At 61.8% G+C, this 17718-nt stretch carries 18 protein-coding genes; 3 read left to right on the top strand and 15 right to left on the bottom strand.

Annotation, left to right across the window (positions count from 1 at the left end; genetic code table 11):
• The first annotated feature begins 29 nt into the window (after positions 1-29).
• A complete protein-coding gene (locus ASD01_RS12335; protein WP_034791724.1) occupies positions 30-1040 on the top strand; it encodes a substrate-binding domain-containing protein in 1011 nt (336 codons plus the stop codon).
• Positions 1041-1275: 235 nt separating this feature from the next.
• Entirely contained in the window at positions 1276-1479 is a 204-nt protein-coding gene (locus ASD01_RS12330) for a cold-shock protein (protein WP_034791723.1), read from the top strand.
• Between the two features lie 193 nt (positions 1480-1672).
• Here ASD01_RS12330 and ASD01_RS12325 read toward each other — a convergent pair whose 3' ends face one another.
• The 8 genes from ASD01_RS12325 to ASD01_RS12290 all read right to left on the bottom strand — a co-directional run bounded on the left by ASD01_RS12325 (position 1673) and on the right by ASD01_RS12290 (position 10287).
• Positions 1673-2725, bottom strand: a complete 1053-nt coding sequence (locus tag ASD01_RS12325) for a septal ring lytic transglycosylase RlpA family protein (protein ID WP_060644060.1) — start codon at positions 2723-2725, stop codon at positions 1673-1675.
• Positions 2726-3380: 655 nt separating this feature from the next.
• Positions 3381-4820 (bottom strand): MFS transporter, encoded by a 1440-nt coding sequence (locus ASD01_RS12320; RefSeq protein ID WP_034791677.1) that lies wholly within the window; start codon positions 4818-4820, stop codon positions 3381-3383.
• A gap of 54 nt (positions 4821-4874) precedes the next feature.
• Positions 4875-5900 (bottom strand): aliphatic sulfonate ABC transporter substrate-binding protein, encoded by a 1026-nt coding sequence (locus ASD01_RS12315; RefSeq protein ID WP_034791668.1) that lies wholly within the window; start codon positions 5898-5900, stop codon positions 4875-4877.
• Positions 5901-5948: 48 nt separating this feature from the next.
• Positions 5949-6812, bottom strand: a complete 864-nt coding sequence (locus ASD01_RS12310; protein ID WP_034791665.1) for an ABC transporter permease — start codon at positions 6810-6812, stop codon at positions 5949-5951.
• Positions 6813-6823: 11 nt separating this feature from the next.
• Entirely contained in the window at positions 6824-7660 is an 837-nt protein-coding gene (locus tag ASD01_RS12305) for an ABC transporter ATP-binding protein (protein WP_034791663.1), read from the bottom strand.
• Between the two features lie 13 nt (positions 7661-7673).
• Complete coding sequence (locus ASD01_RS12300) at positions 7674-8003, bottom strand: 4Fe-4S dicluster domain-containing protein (RefSeq protein ID WP_034791661.1); 330 nt, start codon at positions 8001-8003, stop codon at positions 7674-7676.
• Between the two features lie 3 nt (positions 8004-8006).
• Entirely contained in the window at positions 8007-9635 is a 1629-nt protein-coding gene (locus ASD01_RS12295) for an FAD-binding protein (RefSeq protein WP_060644059.1), read from the bottom strand.
• A 64-nt stretch (positions 9636-9699) separates the two neighbouring features.
• Positions 9700-10287, bottom strand: coding sequence for a thioredoxin family protein (locus tag ASD01_RS12290; protein ID WP_034791617.1), 588 nt, complete (start codon positions 10285-10287; stop codon positions 9700-9702).
• 511 nt (positions 10288-10798) lie between these two features.
• On the opposite strand from ASD01_RS12290, the gene ASD01_RS12285 reads away from it, so the two are divergent.
• Positions 10799-11539, top strand: a complete 741-nt coding sequence (locus ASD01_RS12285; RefSeq protein ID WP_200954153.1) for a Crp/Fnr family transcriptional regulator — start codon at positions 10799-10801, stop codon at positions 11537-11539.
• Positions 11540-11559: 20 nt separating this feature from the next.
• Here the strand turns inward: ASD01_RS12285 and ASD01_RS12280 are convergent, their stop codons facing one another.
• The 7 genes from ASD01_RS12280 to ASD01_RS12250 form a co-directional block, all read right to left on the bottom strand.
• Positions 11560-12516: a HEAT repeat domain-containing protein gene (locus ASD01_RS12280; RefSeq protein WP_060644058.1), complete on the bottom strand. Its 957-nt coding sequence runs from the start codon at positions 12514-12516 to the stop codon at positions 11560-11562.
• 1 nt (position 12517) lies between these two features.
• On the bottom strand, positions 12518-12751 hold the full coding sequence (locus ASD01_RS12275; protein WP_034791614.1) for a 4Fe-4S dicluster domain-containing protein: 234 nt from the start codon (positions 12749-12751) through the stop codon (positions 12518-12520).
• Positions 12752-12763: 12 nt separating this feature from the next.
• The gene (locus ASD01_RS12270; protein ID WP_060644057.1) at positions 12764-14500 is read right to left on the bottom strand and encodes a fumarate reductase/succinate dehydrogenase flavoprotein subunit; all 1737 of its coding nucleotides are present in this window, start codon (positions 14498-14500) and stop codon (positions 12764-12766) included.
• A gap of 9 nt (positions 14501-14509) precedes the next feature.
• Positions 14510-14797 carry a DUF971 domain-containing protein gene (locus ASD01_RS12265; RefSeq protein ID WP_034791608.1) on the bottom strand — a complete coding sequence of 96 codons (288 nt, stop codon included), beginning with the start codon at positions 14795-14797 and terminating at the stop codon, positions 14510-14512.
• A gap of 219 nt (positions 14798-15016) precedes the next feature.
• Entirely contained in the window at positions 15017-15799 is a 783-nt protein-coding gene (locus ASD01_RS12260; protein ID WP_090299375.1) for an ATP-binding cassette domain-containing protein, read from the bottom strand.
• A complete protein-coding gene (locus ASD01_RS12255) occupies positions 15757-16593 on the bottom strand; it encodes an ABC transporter permease subunit (protein ID WP_051659223.1) in 837 nt (278 codons plus the stop codon). Before ASD01_RS12255 ends, ASD01_RS12260 begins: the two co-directional genes overlap by 43 nt.
• Entirely contained in the window at positions 16593-17546 is a 954-nt protein-coding gene (locus tag ASD01_RS12250; RefSeq protein ID WP_060521249.1) for a sulfonate ABC transporter substrate-binding protein, read from the bottom strand. Before ASD01_RS12250 ends, ASD01_RS12255 begins: the two co-directional genes overlap by 1 nt.
• Positions 17547-17718: the final 172 nt, after the last annotated feature.

Raw genomic sequence — 17718 nt, 5'->3', positions numbered from 1 at the left:
CGTGATAGAAGACGTTCATCGGAGGGCTGATGGGAAAACCTACTATCGCCGACCTTGCCAAGGCGGCTGGAGTCTCGGTCACAACTGTTTCGCACGCGTTCAGCGGCCGACGTTACGTCGAGCCGGAAACGCGCAAGCGCATCGAAACGCTGGCGCAGGAAATGGGCTATCGTCCCAATCACCGTGCGCAGCGTTTGCGCACCGGCAGAGCCGGATCTATCGCACTGGTTTCATCGATGCCCTTTGCGGTGGCCGCCGGACCGTCGAGGCTGGGCTTCCTCATGGAAATTGCTGCTGCCGCCGCCGTGACGGCTTTTGCCAGGGGTATTTCCCTTTGCCTCGTTCCTCCACTCGGGCCCCGCGACCGCCTCGACGCGCTTGAGGTGGACGGCGCCATCGTCGTGGAGCCGGAACGAGACGACCCGGTGCTGGATTTCTTTTCGTCCCGCGGGACCGAGGTCGTGTGCATCGGGCGTGCGCCCGGCCGAGACGATCTTCCGTTCGTGGATTTGCAGAGCGCCGCAACGGCGCATCTGCTGCTCGATCACCTGCTTGCGGGCGACGGTCAGGTCGGCTTGATAACGGGTGAACAAAGGCGCAATTCCTATATCGAGATGGAGGCTGTGTATGCGCAGCGCATGGCCGGAAGCGGCTTTACGCCACGCGCCATCCGCATCGACGAACAGGGGGGCGAAGAAGCGGCAGCAATCGCTGCTGAAAGCTTGCTGCGCGCCAATCCCTCGATCTCGGCCCTTTGCGTGCCGGTCGACGCCTTTGCGACAGGCGTTCTCAACGCGGCCCGCGCCACCGGTCGCCAGATCCCCCACGACCTTCGGATCGCGACCCGCTATGACGGCATGCGCGCCAAACTCGCCACCCCTCCGCTGACCGCAGTTGATCTGCACCTTGGTGAGGTGGCAGGAGCCGCAGTCAACCTGCTCTTGGCGCGATTGGAGCAGGTGAACGTCGAACCAAGTGATCTCTCGCCACCAGGTCTGATCCTGCGACCCTCTTCGATGATTTCGTGTGATACCATCTGAGGAACGCTCAAGCCGAGAGCGCGATGGCCGGACAGCCGCGCGGCCGCGTTTAACGTCGTGACTGTCGCGCCGTCGCCATTGCCGCCTTTATCCAGGGTCTAAACGGCCCCTGGTATGAAGGAAGAAGGTCCGGCTCAGCAAATTAAGTTTTGCCAACATGCGCGATTGCCGCTAAGGCAGGCGCTGGATATGGTGCTCCGGCAAAACGCAGAGCACTCAGCTGACGAGGATGACTATGGCAACCGGTACCGTAAAGTTTTTCAACCAGGACAAGGGTTTTGGCTTCATCACGCCTGACAATGGCGGACCGGACGTTTTTGTCCATGTGTCGGCGCTTGAGGGCGCAACGTCACTGCGCGACGGTCAAAAGGTCAGCTATGAACTTGGCCAGGACCGCAAGACCGGAAAATCGAAGGCCGAAAACGTCAGGTCAGCCTGAACTTCGGATACCAAGCTTCGGGAATTCGCTTGATTGCATTCCCTCACTTTCCCGGCCGCGCCAGCGGCCGGGAAATATTATGATGTCGTCTCGCGAGGCCGTCGGGTCCTCCTTTTTTGCAGGCGATCCCAACGCACAAAACGGAAACTGAGCGCATAATTCTGGTCCGGCTAACTTCTCTGAAGCTTCCGGCTCACCCTCGACACGCACGCCACGCGCTCTGGCAACGTTCACACCACCGGATATGGCCGGTTTCCGGGTCTCCCCGTCGTCGCCTTGCTGGCGATCGTCGGCCAGTCATTCCGGTCCGGTGGCTTTTGCGATCGAAAGCTGCCGGGAGAAACGCCTGCAACACAGATTTCTCGCCCACCCGCTCATTGTTCAAACAGCATTCGGCAAAAATCGCGGTTTCCCTTGCAATACTTGCCTTGCCGAGGGGTGCCAAGTGGTGTGCCTGGGAAGCCCAGAGCGCATACGCAGCCTCCCGTCCCCCCAAACGAGAGGCAGCCAGAAAGTTACCGGCAGATTTCGAGCCGACGAACAGGGTGCTGCGCTCACCGTAGCTGGTAAGCGGTTTGCCGGCGACCTGCGCGCCGATTGGCCGATTGACGCCAAGGGGACCCTGGCGCTTCCTTTGTGACGCCATGAGAAACGCCATGTCATCTCCGTTTAGAGCGGCGCGCCCCACATATTGTACCCGGACGTACGCTGTCCCGCGGCGCGTCATATCCAGCATCTCTGCTGCCTTGCTGGAAATATCGATCAAACGTCCTTTGTGGAAAGGGCCACGATCATTGACGCGCACAACGACCGACGAGCCGTTTGTGAGATTTGTCACCCGCACGTAGCTGGGCAAGGGAAGTGTCGGATGCGCGGCGGAGAGGCGGCCCGGATCGTAAGTCTCGCCATTTGCGGTCCGCCGCCCTTGAAACCCCCGAGCGTACCAGGAGGCAATGCCGCTTCGATCGTAGCCCGGTTCCTCCTTCGGATAGTAACGCTTGCCTTTGACCACGTAAGGCTTGCCGACAGTATAATGGCCGGCACGCTGCGAGGTTCTTTTGCCGGAAGCATCTGGCATTTTGACATAGACACGGTGCAGCGTGGCGGGAGAATGCGCCTTCAGGCTGGTCATGTCGGGCGTAAATGTCGTGGTGCAGGCTCCACCGAACGCACAGAACATCGTAATTGCCAACCAGCGCATGACTTTAACGGTCGCTGCTATTCCATCTCCCATCCCGTTCACCATCGACTGCAACTCGACACACGCGATCGCAATGCGCAGTGGAGACGCGAGACAGGCGACGCAGCAGTGAGGGGCTGGTCGACACCAGGCGCAATCTGGGGCGTGCCGTTGGTCCGCTCCATCTATGATACCTCGGTAAAATGAGGCTACGAGCGAATGGTTCCGCCCTCCCGACCCAGGGCATATCTGCCCGACCGTTACGATCAGAGGCGGAAATAAAAAGTCGAGTTCGTCGACTGTGTCGCACCGATGAAAGAGCACCGTCTATTTGGGTGTCAGCCGGCGGAAGCGAAACGATGGCTGAAACGCATCGAAGGCGAACTTACCCTCGCAGACGAACAAAGCCGGCGCTTCGCCCCGGCCGCCGATTTGTGCCGTACCCTGCTTACGAACCGCAGACCGGGAGGTCAGGCGAAACTTCTAGCCTTGATAATGGGAAGGAAGTTTTCGCCCGGCGCCTCCGCCGGTCTTTCCCCGGCTCTTTGGCGATCTCCGCTCAAAAGTCGCCAGTGGCTCTTCTTCTCTGTCTTCGAAGCCCAAGGTCGTTACCGCCGGCAGGTCGCACCGAAACCTGTCTGCTCTCTTGAGGAATACGCCATATGTCTGATCGCTGGCCGTTTCCAAAGGCTGCGCGAACCGCGGTTTCTGTTACGCCGCCTTATCCGACGACAGGGCGACCACGGTGGCCGGAAACCTCAGCACCCGCGTCGGACGACAGTGCGAGAAAGCGAAGCGCCGACACGAAGCCTATGGCGGCGATAAAGAGGAAGGCGGCGCGAATATCCGGAAGCATATTATAATCGCCTCCTCCCCCGCCCAGATAGGATGCGAAGCGAATGACGGCTGCGGCAACGGCGATGCCAAGCAGTTGGGAGAGTTGCTGCAGCATCGCCGAAATCGTCGTCGCCGCGCTTCGCTGAGCAGGCGGTACATCCGCGAAGGCGATCGTCGTCAGCGCCGTAAACTGCATCGAGCGGGAAAGGCCGCAGGCAATCAGCAGCACCCACATGACAATGCGCGGCGTTTCTCCGTCGACGAATGCGAAGGCACCGATCGTCGTGGCGGCGATCATGCCATTTACGACAAGAAGGCTGCGGAAGCCGAAAAGACGCAGAGCCGGTGTGGTGACGCTCTTCATCAAAAGGTTGCCGAGAAAGTAGACGAAGACCAGCGAGCCCGTCTCCACCGCATTGAAACCCAAACCAACCTGGAAGAGCAGCGGCAGCAGAAATGGCGTCGCATTGACGGCAAGCCGCCCGGCGGTGCCCGCCGAAAGCGTTGCGAAGGCGAAAGTCGGGATCTTCAGCACTGTCATGTCGAGCAGGGGATGCGCAGCGCGCCGCAGATGGCGGACTGCAAAAAAGCCGGCGAAAAGACCGGCCACCAGAAGGCCAAGTGAAGCGGTCCCACCCGAGGATGAACTGGAAAGCTCCAGACCGCCAAGGGTGAGTGCGAGCGCGCCTCCAGTCAGCAAGACGCCGGTCACATCAAAGGGCCGCGCTCCCTCCGCAGGCACGCGCGGCACGAAAAAGGCAACGAGCACGACACCGAATATGCCGAGAGGCAGATTGATGAAGAAGTTCCACTCCCAGCCGGCGTGGGTTGTAATCCAGGCACCGATCAGAGGCCCGATGACGGGGGCAATCAGAGCCGGCCAGGTGATGGTGGCGATTGCCCGCACCAATTCCGCCTTCGGTGCATCGCGCAGTACGAGCTGACGCCCAACCGGCGTCATCAGCGCTGCGGACGCACCTTGGAAGAGCCGAGCCACGGTGAATTGACCAAGCGACGCCGAGAAGCCGCAAGCAACGGAGGCGAGCGTGAACAGCGCGATAGCGGCAAGAAAGACCTCTCGCGCGCCAAAACGCTCGGCGAGCCATCCGGCCGGCGGAATAAACACGGCCATCGCAAGAAGATAGGAGGTGAAGCCAATGTTGAGCGCCACCACATCCGTCGCGAAGGCCTTGGACATGGCCGGCAGCGAGGTTGCGATGATCGTGCTGTCGAGCATCTGCATGAAAAAGGCCACGGCCACGACGGCCGGGACGATGCGGGTGCGGTGAAACGGAAGTGGAGAAGAGGAAATGGAGGACATCATTCAAGAAGAAGAGAGGGCGGAGACGCAGGTGCGCCGCCGCCCGAACCTACAGGATCAATTGCTGGCAGCAACTCTTTTTAGAGCTGCGTCGTAGAAGGAGCGGTCAATCCAGCTCTCATAATTGACTTTGCCCTTCAGCAGCCCGGCCTCGGCCATGAAGGCCTCCTCCCCCTGAAGCGCTTTCACTGCCGCATCCGTGATTTCCGGGTCCTGGAAGAACTTTCCATCCGGGTAGGTGGCGCGGACTGCCTTGTCACTGCTGCCTGTCTCCTTGACAAAGATCGTAGTCGTCTCTTCCGGGTTGGCGTCGGCCCAGCGGGCAGTCGCAATATCGACAGCCAGCAGACGTGTCACGATTTCAGGATACTTGCGGGCGAATTCACCGTTGACGCTGAGAAGATGTGGAACCGCCCAATCGGGGCTGCCCGACACGCCGGCGTCGAAGATCACCCGCGCTCCGCCCTTTTCAACAAGCGTCTGCACCGGGCCGGTGCTTTCCACGATGGCATCGACGTCACCACGGGCCAGCGCCGGGCCGGAACTGTCGATACCGAGGTTCAGGCTTTCCACGTCCGCGAGGGAAAGACCTGCGGCCTGCAGGGCCTTGGCGAAGGTCGAATGACGCACCGTGCCTGAGAGATAGGCGACCTTCTTGCCCTTCAGGTCCTCAATCTTCTGGATCGCAGACTCCGGCTTGACGACGATCTGCGTCTCGTTCGAACGGTTCCAGCTCGAAAGGCCGATGAGCTTCACGTCGGCCCCGGTCGCCGCCAGACGAAGCGACGGGTTGTTGCCGATATAGGTGAAGTCGATCGCTCCCGAACCGAGCGCAACCGTTGCAGCGGAACCGCCATCGAATGTCGTCAGCTCGATCTTGATGCCGTCCTTGGCGAACTCGTCTTCCAGCAGTTTCTTGTTGCGATAAAGGATGAATTTCAGGTGGCCCGGCGCGGTCGAGCCGATGCGGATGACCTCGGGCTTCGCGTCGTCGGCAAAGGCCGGCGCGCCACCCGCCGCCGGCAGGAACGATAGCGCCAAGGCGAGCTTCAACAATGTGCGGCGGAGTGAATTCGATGTCATGGATGGATCCTTTCGAAATCGCGTGTTCGTTGGAAGAGAGGCTGGGGCTCAGTTCGGGCCGCTTTCGCCGTCGCCGCGCCAGCGGGTGGCGCGTCGTTCCCCAGCGACGAGCAAGTAGTTCAGCAGGAGGCCGATGATCGTCAGCGTCAGGATGCCGGCATACATCCGGTCTGTTTCCAGCATCAGCGACGAATTCTGGATGAGGTAGCCGATGCCGGATTGGGCCGCGAGCATCTCCGCGGCGATGACCGAAAAGAGCGAGGTCTTCACACCAAGCCGAGCGCCCGCGACAATCGAGGGAACGGCCGAGGGCAGAATGACCTTCTTGAAGAGATCCCAGTCAGACGTTCCCATGGAACGCGCTGCCTTCACCAGCAGTGGATCGACCGACTTCACACCGACGATGGTGTTGATCAGCAGGAAGAAGACGGCCGCGTAGAATGTGATGGCGATCTTTGACGCCTCGCCGATGCCGAGCAAAAGGATGAAGACCGGCAGCAGCGCGAACTGCGAGGTATTGCGCAGGGTCTGGACGAGAAAGTCCGAGGCCTTTTCGAAGAGCGGATAGCGCCCCATCAAAAGACCAAGCGGTACGGCGACAACAACGGCAAGCGAAAAGCCGATCGCGGCGCGCTGCAGGCTGATGCCGATGTGGTCGGCAAGCTGACCCGAGGCGATCATCTCCCACAGGACCGAGAGCACCTGGCTGAGTGGCGGGAAGAACAGCGCGTTGATCCAGCCGGCGCGTGGCGCGATCTCCCAGAGAAGCGCGAAGGCGACGAGCGCCGGCAGGCCCAGCGTAATGGTTGAGAAGGCTTCACCGAGAACCGTCGGCGGGTTCTCCGCGGCGCGCTTTCGGCGCGATGAAAATGTCCGGCGGAGCGGCAGGTTACGGTCGGCGATCAGACTCATCGGATCCTCCCTTAGTTGGTATAGTTGGATGCGAGCGCCCAATCGCGCTGGGCCTTGACGACCTCGTCACGCAAGCTTTCCCAGACGCGGCCCCGATAGGCATTGAAGGCCGCGCTGTTGCGGATATCGAGGTCGCGCGGGCGCGGCAGGTCAATCTCGACGATTTCCTTGACGCTCGCCGGGCGCGCTGTCATCACGACCACGCGGTCGGCGAGGTAGATCGCCTCGTCGATCGAATGGGTGACAAATACGACGGTCGTCTTGATCTGTTCCCAAATGCGCAACAGTTCGCTTTGCAGGATGTCGCGCGTCTGGGCGTCAAGAGCCGCGAAGGGCTCGTCCATCAGCAGCACCTGCGGATCGGTGGAGAGCGCCCGGGCGATTGCCACGCGCTGCTGCATGCCGCCGGAAAGCTGCGAGGGGAAGCGGTCTTCGAAGCCCTTGAGGCCGAAGAGATGCAGGAAATGACGTGCCTTCTCGCGACGCGCCGCCGCCGGCACACCACGCACCTCCAGGGCATATTCGATGTTCTGCAGCGCTGTTCGCCAGGGAAAAAGCGCATATTGCTGGAAGACATAGGCGGTGCGGGCATGCGGTTTGGAGACCTCGATGCCGTCGATGCGAGCGACGCCCGAGGTCGCTTCGGTCAATCCGGCAATGACATCGAGCAGCACCGACTTGCCGCTGCCGGACGGCCCGACCAGCGTGATGAATTCGCCGCGTTTGATGGTCAGGTCGACGCCATCCAGCACCGCAATGCGGCTCGAGGCGACACCGTCCACCGTTACGGTCTGGCCCTGTTTGAGCGTAAAGATCTTGCGCAGCGCGCTGACAGCTATGCGTTCCATGGTCGAACTCCCTTCAAACCTGCGCCACGCGGATGTGACGGGTCGGATCATCTTGCGCGCCGCCGGCGCGGCCGCGGTTCCACCCGAGCGAGCGGGCGTAGGCGCCAAAAAGGTCGCGTTCCAGCACCTCGGCCTCCGCGATGCCTGTTGGTCCGTGCGCCGCCTCGGCGACATAGAGCGCATCCGTCGGACAATAGATTTCGCAGAGAAAACAGGTTTGGCAGTCGTCTTGCCGGGCAATGATCGGCAGACCCGTTTCGTCGCGATCGAAGACGAAGGCGGGACAGATCCGTTCGCAGATATCGCAGCGGATGCAGCGGTCGACGGAGATAACCTCGATCATCGCTCAGCCCTCCCGAACCGTCTCGAAAGCGAGGTCTTCACGCACGGCGCTCACCTGATCGAGCCCGGAGACGACGATGCGGCTCGCCTGCCCGTCGTCCTCGGTCGGAAAGTCACTCCGGCGGTGCACGCCCCGGCTTTCCGTGCGCAAGAGCGCAGCCGCGACCGTCCAGCGGGCGCTCGCCGTAACCGACGCCACCTCTCGTGCGCGAAGTCGGTCGATGCCGACCGCTGGCTTTGCCTGGTTGAGGCCGGCCCACACGCCTTCCAGAATGCGGTGACTTGTCTCCAGGGCGCTGGCCTTGCGCCAGTAACTCCTGTCGAGCGGCACGATCTCCTCGTGCACCGCGCGGGCGGCGGCCGCGAGATTGACGTCTTCACGTTCGCCGGCGCCGCGCAAACCCGTCGACCCGAGCGGCCGCAAGCGCGCGGCATCACGGGACTTTCTGCTGCTCGCATGCCGGGCGGCGCCGTGACCGGCCCACCAGCCGCTGGCAATCGCCCAGGAGGCATTGATGGCGCCGCCACCGGAAACCCCACCCGTCACGTTTTCGCGGCTCGCCGCGTCGCCGGCGGCGTAAAGCCCGGTAATGTCGGTGCCACAGTCGGACGAGACGATGCGGATACCGCCGGTGCCGCGCACGGTGCCCTCGTATTTGAGGTCGACCCGGAACAGGTGCTCGAAGGGATTGATCCCCATCCGGTCGTAAGGCTGAAAACAGTTCGGCTGGCCACGACGCAGCCAGTCCTGCATCGCGGGTTCGGCAAGATCGAGCCGGGCATAGACCGGGCCGGACAGCAGGGCCTCGGCCACTTGCCGCTCGCCGCCGCCGATACCGTTCGTCACCGGCTCACCGCGGGCGTCGCGCAGCACCTCGCCGTTCTCTCGGTAGAAGGTCGCCCAGCGAAAAGGCAAACCCTTGTTCAGCGAGGAACCGTGCGGGGCGAGCGTGTATTTGCCGGTGAATTCCATGCCGGAAAGGGACGCGCCGGCCTCTGCGGCGAAGAGATAGCCATCACCGGTGAGCCCCGTGCCACCGAGGATGCGTTCGAAGAAGGCGCAGCCGCCGGTGGCAAGCACGACGGCACCGGCCGATACGGAGAAGCTTGCGCCATTGCGGCGAGAAAGCCCCGCAGCCCCCCCGACATGATGATCGTCGCCAAGCAGTTCCAGGATAGGATGGTGGTCAAGGATCGTGACACCGGCCTTGTGCACACGCTGGCGCATGAAGCGCATGTAGTCAGGACCGCGCAGGTTGGCGATATAGAGGTTGCCATCCTCTTCGCTCGGAAAGGGATAGCCCCATTCGACGAGCTTCAGGAGGTTTTCGTAGGCGCGGTCAGCCGCGCGCAACATCCAGCGACGATCGGCAAGGCCGGCAGTGCGCTTGAAACGTTGCTCGACCGAGGCTGCGCGCCCTTCTCCCGGCGGCACACACCACGTTCCCGTGTTGGACGGAGCCGTGGCACCGCTCGTGCCGTGATAACCCTTGTCAGCCAAGACGACGCGCGCGCCGGTCTCGGCAGCGGAAAGCGCCGCCCAGGCGGCGGCGGGGCCCCCACCGACAACCAGCACGTCCGTTTCGATGTGGCGCCCGTCTTCGGTGGGCTGTTCCTTGCGACGCGATGCCATGATGTCCCGGTGTAGAAAAGGAAGCGTTGGCCGGCTGTACGGCCGGCCGTTTCACGATTGCGGATCAGGCTGCGGTGGAGAACCAGGACGGTTCGTTGCCAGCCGACCACTTGATGTTGCAGCCGATCGAGGGCACCTGGCCGGCGCCGACAGCTTCGCCCTTCAGGACCGCGTCGACCGCAGCGCGCAGATCCGCGCCCGTCACATCCTTGCCGTTGCCGGGCCGGGCTTCGTCGAACTGGCCGTGATAGGCAAGCTTGCGATCTCGGTCATAGAGAAAGAAGTCCGGAGTGCAGGCCGCACCAAAGGCCTTGGCGACACTTTGCGACGCGTCCTTCAGATAGGGGAAGCCATAGCCGTGAGTCTTTGCCTCTACACCAATCCGCTCCAGCGTTTCTTCCGGATGCGTCTTGGCGTCGTTGCTGTTGATCGCGACGACGGCAAGCCCCTGCGTGGCATAGTCGCGCGCAAATTTCGCCAGTTCCTCGCGGATCAACACCACGAAGGGGCAGCGGTTGGAGATGAAGGCGACGAGCAGCGCCGGGCTGTCCTTGAACTCGGCCAACGTGAACAGGTTGCCATCGGCATCGGGCAACGTGAAGTCCGCCGCGCGGGTTCCAAGTGTAATGGGATTGGATTCGGTTTTGGGCATGGTATCCTCCTGGCAAGCCAATAGAAATATTACCTCATAAAACACATAGATTTTATAGATATCAATTTTCTCCGGATTGCAGGCCGCGGAGATAATCTTGCTGCGCAAGGACACAAGGCTCGGATTCTCGTTTCGGAGCGGCGGTCTTTTGGCAGCGCGCGCGTCGGTCGATCTCGCGAAGTTCTACGGCGCATGAGCGGACAACAATCGCTCCAGGCGCGAACCACGCCCCCGGCCAGGCTCATCTCGCAAAACGAGCAGACGCGTGGCGACTTTCACAGGGGGGAGCGTGCGGCGCCCCAGGAAGGCCTCCTGACTCTGGCGCTTCAAACATCGATTCGACGAAAATCTTCCAAGTCCAGTTCCGAAACCGCGATTATTTTTCTTCTTAATTGGTAGATTTTCTATAATTTAAAAGCGATCTACGCTGTGGAAGGAGAGCGATGTGAGCCTCGACGTCCGCGTGACCGCCAATCAGGACGCACGCCCCAAACACACCCCCTCGGTTGATCTGCCGGCCCCGGCCATTCTTCCCGGTGATCAGGCCCTTTTCTTGAGTGAAACGATCGGCGGGCTCGACGAAGGAGCGCATTTTCTCGATGCCCTTGCCCCCGACGAATGGACGAGGCTGAGAGCGCAGGGCCGCCAGCTTGCGTTTCGAACGGGTGAAGCAATCTTCAACCAGGGCGACGGGCACGGCGGTATTTTCATCATCGAAGCCGGCGACGTCAGGGTCTTTTACACCGCACCGTCAGGGCGCGAGATCACATTGGCCTACTGGACGAAGGGCCATTTTATCGGCGGCCCGGAAATGACGGGCGGCGGGGTGCACATCTGGTCGGGAGAAGCTCTTAGCGACTGTCGTATCCTCTTCCTTCCCGCGCCAGCGTTGAAGAAGCTGGTCGTCGAGATGCCAAATTTCGCGCTCTGTCTCCTGCAGGGGCTGGCCGCCAAGGGACGGTGCTATTCGGCCATGGCGCAGATGCTGGGCACCCGCTCCGTCATCGAACGCCTTGCCCAGTTCCTGATCAATCTCGGCGATCTGCACGGGGTGCGGGACGGGCGAGCCATCATCATCAACGCGAAGGTCACCCATGACCAGATCGCAGCCATGGTCGGTTCGACCCGCCAATGGGTGACGATGATGATGAAGCGGTTCCAGAAGGACGGACTTGTATCCGTGTCGCCGCGCCACATTCGCATCGAGCGCCCGTATGCCTTGATGGAGATGGTGTCGAAGCGCGGCGCGTGAGATTGCGCTTCGATCGCAAATCAAGCAATCCGGGTCAGCGCCCAGCGCACCGTTTTTCGCACATCCGGATCCGTGTCGGAGGCATGGGCCACCAGCGGCTCGCGCGCCGATGGATCGGCAATCTCGCCGAGCGCTGCCGCGGCCTCCTTGCGGAGCGACGGCAGGTCGCTCGCAAGCTGCGCCGCTATATCGGCCACGGCCGATTGCGCCTTCAGGCTCCCGAGCGCGCCAAGACACTTCTGGCGGACCTGCCAGTAGTCGTCCGCTAATCCCGCAACGAGACCGCCGACGGCAAATGCCTGGCCGATCCTCCCGAGCGATTGCGCCGCGGCCGCCCTCACCTGCCAGACATCGTCCCGTAGCGCCGCAGCAACTGCGGTGGCCGCTGCGACCTGTTTTGTGAACGACAAGGCGTTGACCGCCTCCGCACGGACAGAAGCGTCGGCGTCGCGCGTGGCTGCGATCAATGATGGCAGCGTTTCTTCGAGCTTGAGATAGGCGATCACTCCCAGCGCCTCGGCCCGCACCTGAGCGCTTTCGTCCGACATTGCTTTAAGTGCGGGACCGAGCGCTGCGCGTGAGCGCAGTCCCTTCATTCCGCGAAAACCGGATGCGCGCACAAAAGGGTCCGGATGTGTAGGCAACGAAAGGAGCGCGGGAACCGCAGACGGATCCTTCAACTCGGCAAGGCTGTCCGCCGCAGCAGAAGCCACCGGTCTATCCAGATCAATCAGGAGTTTCGCCAGCCCGCTGGCGGCATCGATCGTGTCGAAATCGCCGAGTGCCATCGCCACCTGAAGGCGCACGGTCGCATCGTTGTCTCCAACCATCGCCAGCAGATGCAGGAGACTGTCCGGCATCGCCGTCTCGGCAAGATCGATGACGGCGAGGCGGCGAACGGCGGGATCCGCATCAGCGAGACGGCCGACAATTTCATCGGCATTGCCGAAATCCTCGAATGGATCGAACGTCGCCATGTCAGCGCAAAAGGTAGGGGATGTTGACAGTAACGGCGCCCGTCGGGCAATCCGTCTCACACGGCATGCAATACCAGCATTCGTCGAACTTCATGTAGGCCTTGCCGGTGAGGTCGCTGATACGCAAGACATCGAGCGGGCAAACCTCGACGCAGACGGTGCAGCCCTTGTCGGCGATGCATTTCGCTTCGTCGACGACGACGGGAACTGTGGTGGGGGAAAGTGCAAGCGGCATGGCTCTCCTCGATCAGGCTTGGTTGGAAACGCGCAGACGCTCGTAGGCCGCCCGCTCTTCGGTCTCGATAGGAACGATGTAGGGCTCAATGGCGCGCTTCTCGGAGCTCATGCGGCCATTCATCTTGCGAAGCAGCGTGTGGCAGAACCAGTTCTCGTCGTCCTTTTCGGGATAATCGATCCGGTTGTGATAAAGGCCCCAGCGGCTTTCGGTCCGATAGAGCGATGCATGGGCGGCCATGTCCGCGCAATCGAGGATGGACGACACCTCCAATGACCGCATCAGCTCATGCGCGTTGCGCGCGACGAGGGCTGTCTCAAGGTCGTCCCTGGCCTCGGCCAATCGTTGCTGGCCGATCTGCATCCGAACCGTCACCTTGGGCGGCTGCAGGTAGTCGTTGACGAGGCGCCGCACCTTGTATTCGAGCTGGTTGGGGGGAATTCCGTCGTCACGACGCGTCGGCGCCAGAACGCGCTCGCGCTCGAGCCGCACGAAGTCGGGATCGTAGTCCGGAAGGTCGGTTTCCAATGCCACCTCTGCCGCATGCTCTCCAGCCACCGCCCCGTTTGTGAAGGCTCCGAGCATGTAGTTGTGCGGCACGCTTGCCATGTCACCGGCAGCATAAAGGCCAGGCACGGTCGTGCGCGCATATTCGTCGACGAAGACGCCTGATGCGCTGTGGCCGGAGCAGAAACCGATCTCGGAAATGTGCATCTCGATCATCTTGTCGCGATAGTCGGTGCCACGCGCCGCATGAAACCGCCCACGGGAGGGGCGCTCGACCCGATGCAGGATGTCTTCGATCTCGCCGACCGTGTCGGGATGGAGATGGTTGAGCTTCAGGAAGACAGGGCCTTTTCCCGATTGCAGCTCATTGTAAAACTCCTGCATCATCTGCCCGGACCAATAGTCACTTTCGATGAACCGCTTGCCCTCGCTGTTGGCGGTGTAGGCGCCGAACGGACCGGCGACGTAAGCGCAGGCGGGACCGTTATAGTCCTTGATCAGCGGATTGATCTGGTAGCATTCGAGGTTCGCGAGCGCCGCCCCGGCATGATAGGCCATGGCATAGCCATCCCCGGAGTTCGTGGGATTCTCGTAGGTGCCGAACAGATAGCCCGAATGCGGCAGGCCGAGCCTGCCGGCCGCTCCCATGCACAGGATCACCGCCTTGGCCCGAAGCACGAGAAATTCCGCCGTGCGGGTGTTGACGGCAACGGCACCGGCGATGCGACCATCCTTCGCCGTCAGCAACCGCGTGGCCATGAAGCGGTTGGAAATCAGGATGCGCTCGCGTTTCAGCTGGCGATAGAGCGCCTTCTTGACCGTTTCGCCATTCGGCATCGGCAACACATAAGTGCCGAGGTGATGGACCTTCTTCAGGTCGTAGTCGCCGTTGGCATTCCTCTGGAAGCGGATGCCGAAGCGATCCAGTTCCTGGATGATGTCGTAGCAGCGTGATGCGTAGTTGAAGACCGGCGCCTGATCGACGATGCCATCGTTGGCGATCGTGATTTCCTTCGTGTACTGCTCCGGTGTCGCATAGCCCGGCACGACGGCGTTGTTCAGCCCGTCCATGCCCATCGAGATTGCGCCGGATCGTTTCACGTTGGCTTTTTCCAGCAACACGACGTTCAGCGCAGGGTTCTTCTGCTTCGCCTTCAAGGCCGCCATCGGACCGGCGGTTCCGCCGCCGATCACCAGGACATCGCAGGCAACTTCCGACAGGCCATCAATAAAATCGTCCATGCTTCTTCCTCAAAACGTAGAGTCGGCGATCGCGCGCAGGTAGGGCCAGGGGTAGATGCCGCGATCATGGCCATCGGAAAAAACCAGCCGGATCGCGTAGGTGCCGATTGGCTCTGCACCGCTGAGGGTGACGGCATCATAGGAACCAGCGCGCCCTTCGATATCCGCGCGCACCTGGCTGGCAGCGCGGCTGCGCGCCCGCAGCACGGTCGCCGGGATATGAGAAACCGCCCCATCGTCCCACGTGACAGCGAGACTGCTGCGTGCAGCATTGACCTTGAGACTGATAGCGATCATGGGCGCTCCTTGATGGTTCGACCATTTTAGGAAGGTGGGGGCCCCGCACACGCAATAAATTGCCTTGGCATTTCGATAGGGACCCTGTCGCAGCCGAACGAGGTCCCCACGAACGCGCGCCAACGCCCGTAAGGCCGGGCGACGAAGCGCACGTCCGCACCCGGCGCCCACGATCGTGGCCGCAAACCCCAACGCTCTCGCCGGCAGTCAAATCGAACGCTACACGGCCTCAAGTATCTGACGCTGCAAATCGACCGCACGGGGGTCAGCCAGCTCCCGCCGCGGACGCTCGAGATCGATGTCGATATCGAGCGCGATTGCCCCTTCCCGCAGCACCACCACACGGTCGGCAAGCGCCACCGCCTCCGCGACGTCGTGGGTGATCAGCACGGTGGTAAAACCTCGACCCGTCCAGATCCCCTCGAGCAGGCGATGCATTTCAATGCGCGTCAGCGCATCGAGCGCGCCGAAAGGTTCGTCGAGCAACAGGATCTGCGGCGCACTGACGAGGGCGCGGGCGAGAGCCACGCGCTGACGCTGGCCGCCGGAAAGTACACTCGGCCAATCGTTTTCACGTCCCCCCAACCCCACGTCCGCGAGCGCTCGACGGGCAGTTTCTTGCCAGTTCTGGCCGCGGGCGATGCCGACGTTCTCGATGACCCGCTGCCAGGGAACAAGGCGCGCCTCCTGGAAAAGCAGGCGCACGGACGCAAGGGTGCGGTCAACCTTTTGTCCGGCGATACTGACGCGGCCCGCTGTTGCCGCATCAAGACCGGCGATCAGCCGCAACAAGGTTGATTTGCCGCCACCCGACCTTCCGACGACGGCAAGAAACTGGCCCGCGGGAACTTCCAGGTTGAAACTGTCGAGGACGTTGAGCTGGCCGAAAGACTTTTCGACCCGCGACAGCGAAATCGGGAGACCGCCGTCGCTTTCCCTCACATGGGCCTGCAGGGCACTCATTGTCGGCCCCCCTGCTTCAACTGATAGGCCGGATGCCATACGAGAACGCGCTTCTCAATCGAACGGGTCACAACATCAGCGAATTTTCCGAGAAGCGCATAGACGATAATGCCGAGCAGGACGACGTCCGTCTGCAGGAACTCCCGCGCGTTCATCGTCATGTATCCAATGCCGTTCGTCGATGAAATCGTTTCAGCGACGATCAGCGTCAGCCACATGAAACCGAGAGCATAGCGCAGGCCGACCAGGATGGAGGGCAGCGCGCCGGGAAGAATGATGCGGCGGATCAGCGCCCTGCGGTCGAGCCCGTAGACGGACGCCATTTCAACGATCTGAGGGTCGATGGTTCGCACGCCATAGAAGGTGTTGATGTAGATCGGGAAAAAGACGCCGATCGAAACCAGAAAGATCTTGGCGGTTTCATCGATACCGAACCAGAGGATCACGAGCGGGATCAAGGCAAGATGCGGGATGTTGCGCACCATCTGGACGGTGCTGTCGAGGAGGGTTTCGGCCGGTTTCCACAGACCGGTAACGACGCCGGCGACGAAGCCGAGCCCGCCGCCGATCGCAAGGCCTATGAAGGCCCGACGGGTGGAGGCGAGCGTATGGAAAAGAAGCGAGCCATCAAGCAACGACCGCCAGAAGGCCGCAGCAATCGTCGTCGGCGCCGGCATGAGGCGGGCGGTGACGAGACCCGTGCGCGCCGCAATTTCCCAAACGACGAGAAGCGCAAGCGGAAGAGCCCATGGAGCGAGCCCGCTCCACAGGTTCTTCAGATTGGGCCTGCGGGCTTCGCCGGTAGCAATACCGGCTACCGACACGTCCACCATCAGGCACCGCCTTTGCGCACGACGTCCGCGATCGAGATCTTGTTCGGGATCAGGCCGAGTTCGAAGAAGGTATCGGCGATCGTCTGTTGCTGTTTGACGATGCCCTCATCGAGAGCCTTCACGCCGTACGATTGTCGCTGCAGCGCGACGGCCAGCACGTCCGCGGGAATGCCAACGGAAGGCGAAAGTTCGGCGGCCGCGGCGGCCGGATTGGCCTTCGCCCATTCGTCGATCTCTGCAACGGCCTCGATCACCGTATCGACGGCCTCGGGATGGCCGTCCACGAATGGCTTTGCGCCCAGGTAGAACTGGTGGTTGGGTACGATCCCTTCGCCGTTTCGAAGTTCGCGTGCCTCGATCGCGAGCTCGGCTGCAGCCTGGAACGGGTCCCAGATCACCCAGGCATCGACGGCGCCCTGTTCAAAGGCAGCGCGGGCGTCGGCGGGCGGAAGGAAGGAGGTCTTGATGTCGCTATAGTTGAGACCAGCCTCCTCCAGCGCCTTCACCAGGAGGAAGTGCACGTTCGAACCCTTGTTAAGGGCGACGGTCTTACCCTTGAGATCCGAAACCTTCTGGATGGGGCTACCCTTCGGCACGAGGATCGCCTCGCCGCGCGGCGCCGGCGGTTCATGGGCGATATAGACCAGCGGCGCGCCGGCCGCCTGCGCGAAGATCGGCGGCGTTTCTCCCGTCGTACCGAAATCGACTGCGCCGACATTCAAGGCTTCGAGAAGTTGCGGGCCCGCCGGGAATTCTGCCCATGTGACCGTGTAGCCGATCTTCTCCAGCTTCTTCTCCAGAAGACCCTTTCCCTTGAGCAGCACAAGCGTGCCGTATTTCTGGTAGCCAATGCGGATCACTTTGTCGGAGGCTGCTGCGGGAGCGACCTCAAGAAGCGGCACCGTAAACAGGGCCGCAAGCGCTATCGAGAAAAGGCGTCTGGAAATCATAATGACGTTCTCCTGTGCGAAAGGTATATATTAGCACATATAATCGATAGATTTCACCTTCATTCTAGAGCGCCCTTTCCAAGCTTACCGCCGCGCGTAGTTTTTTCTCCTCACGCCTGGGAGTTTGCGACGATAGAGCTTCCAACCATCGGCTCAGTTGAGCGCCGAAGCGACC

Origin of the sequence: Ensifer sp. Root423 (assembly GCF_001426275.1) — a bacterium.
Lineage (GTDB): Bacteria > Pseudomonadota > Alphaproteobacteria > Rhizobiales > Rhizobiaceae > Ensifer > Ensifer adhaerens.
This window is presented reverse-complemented; position numbering and strand designations above follow the sequence as displayed.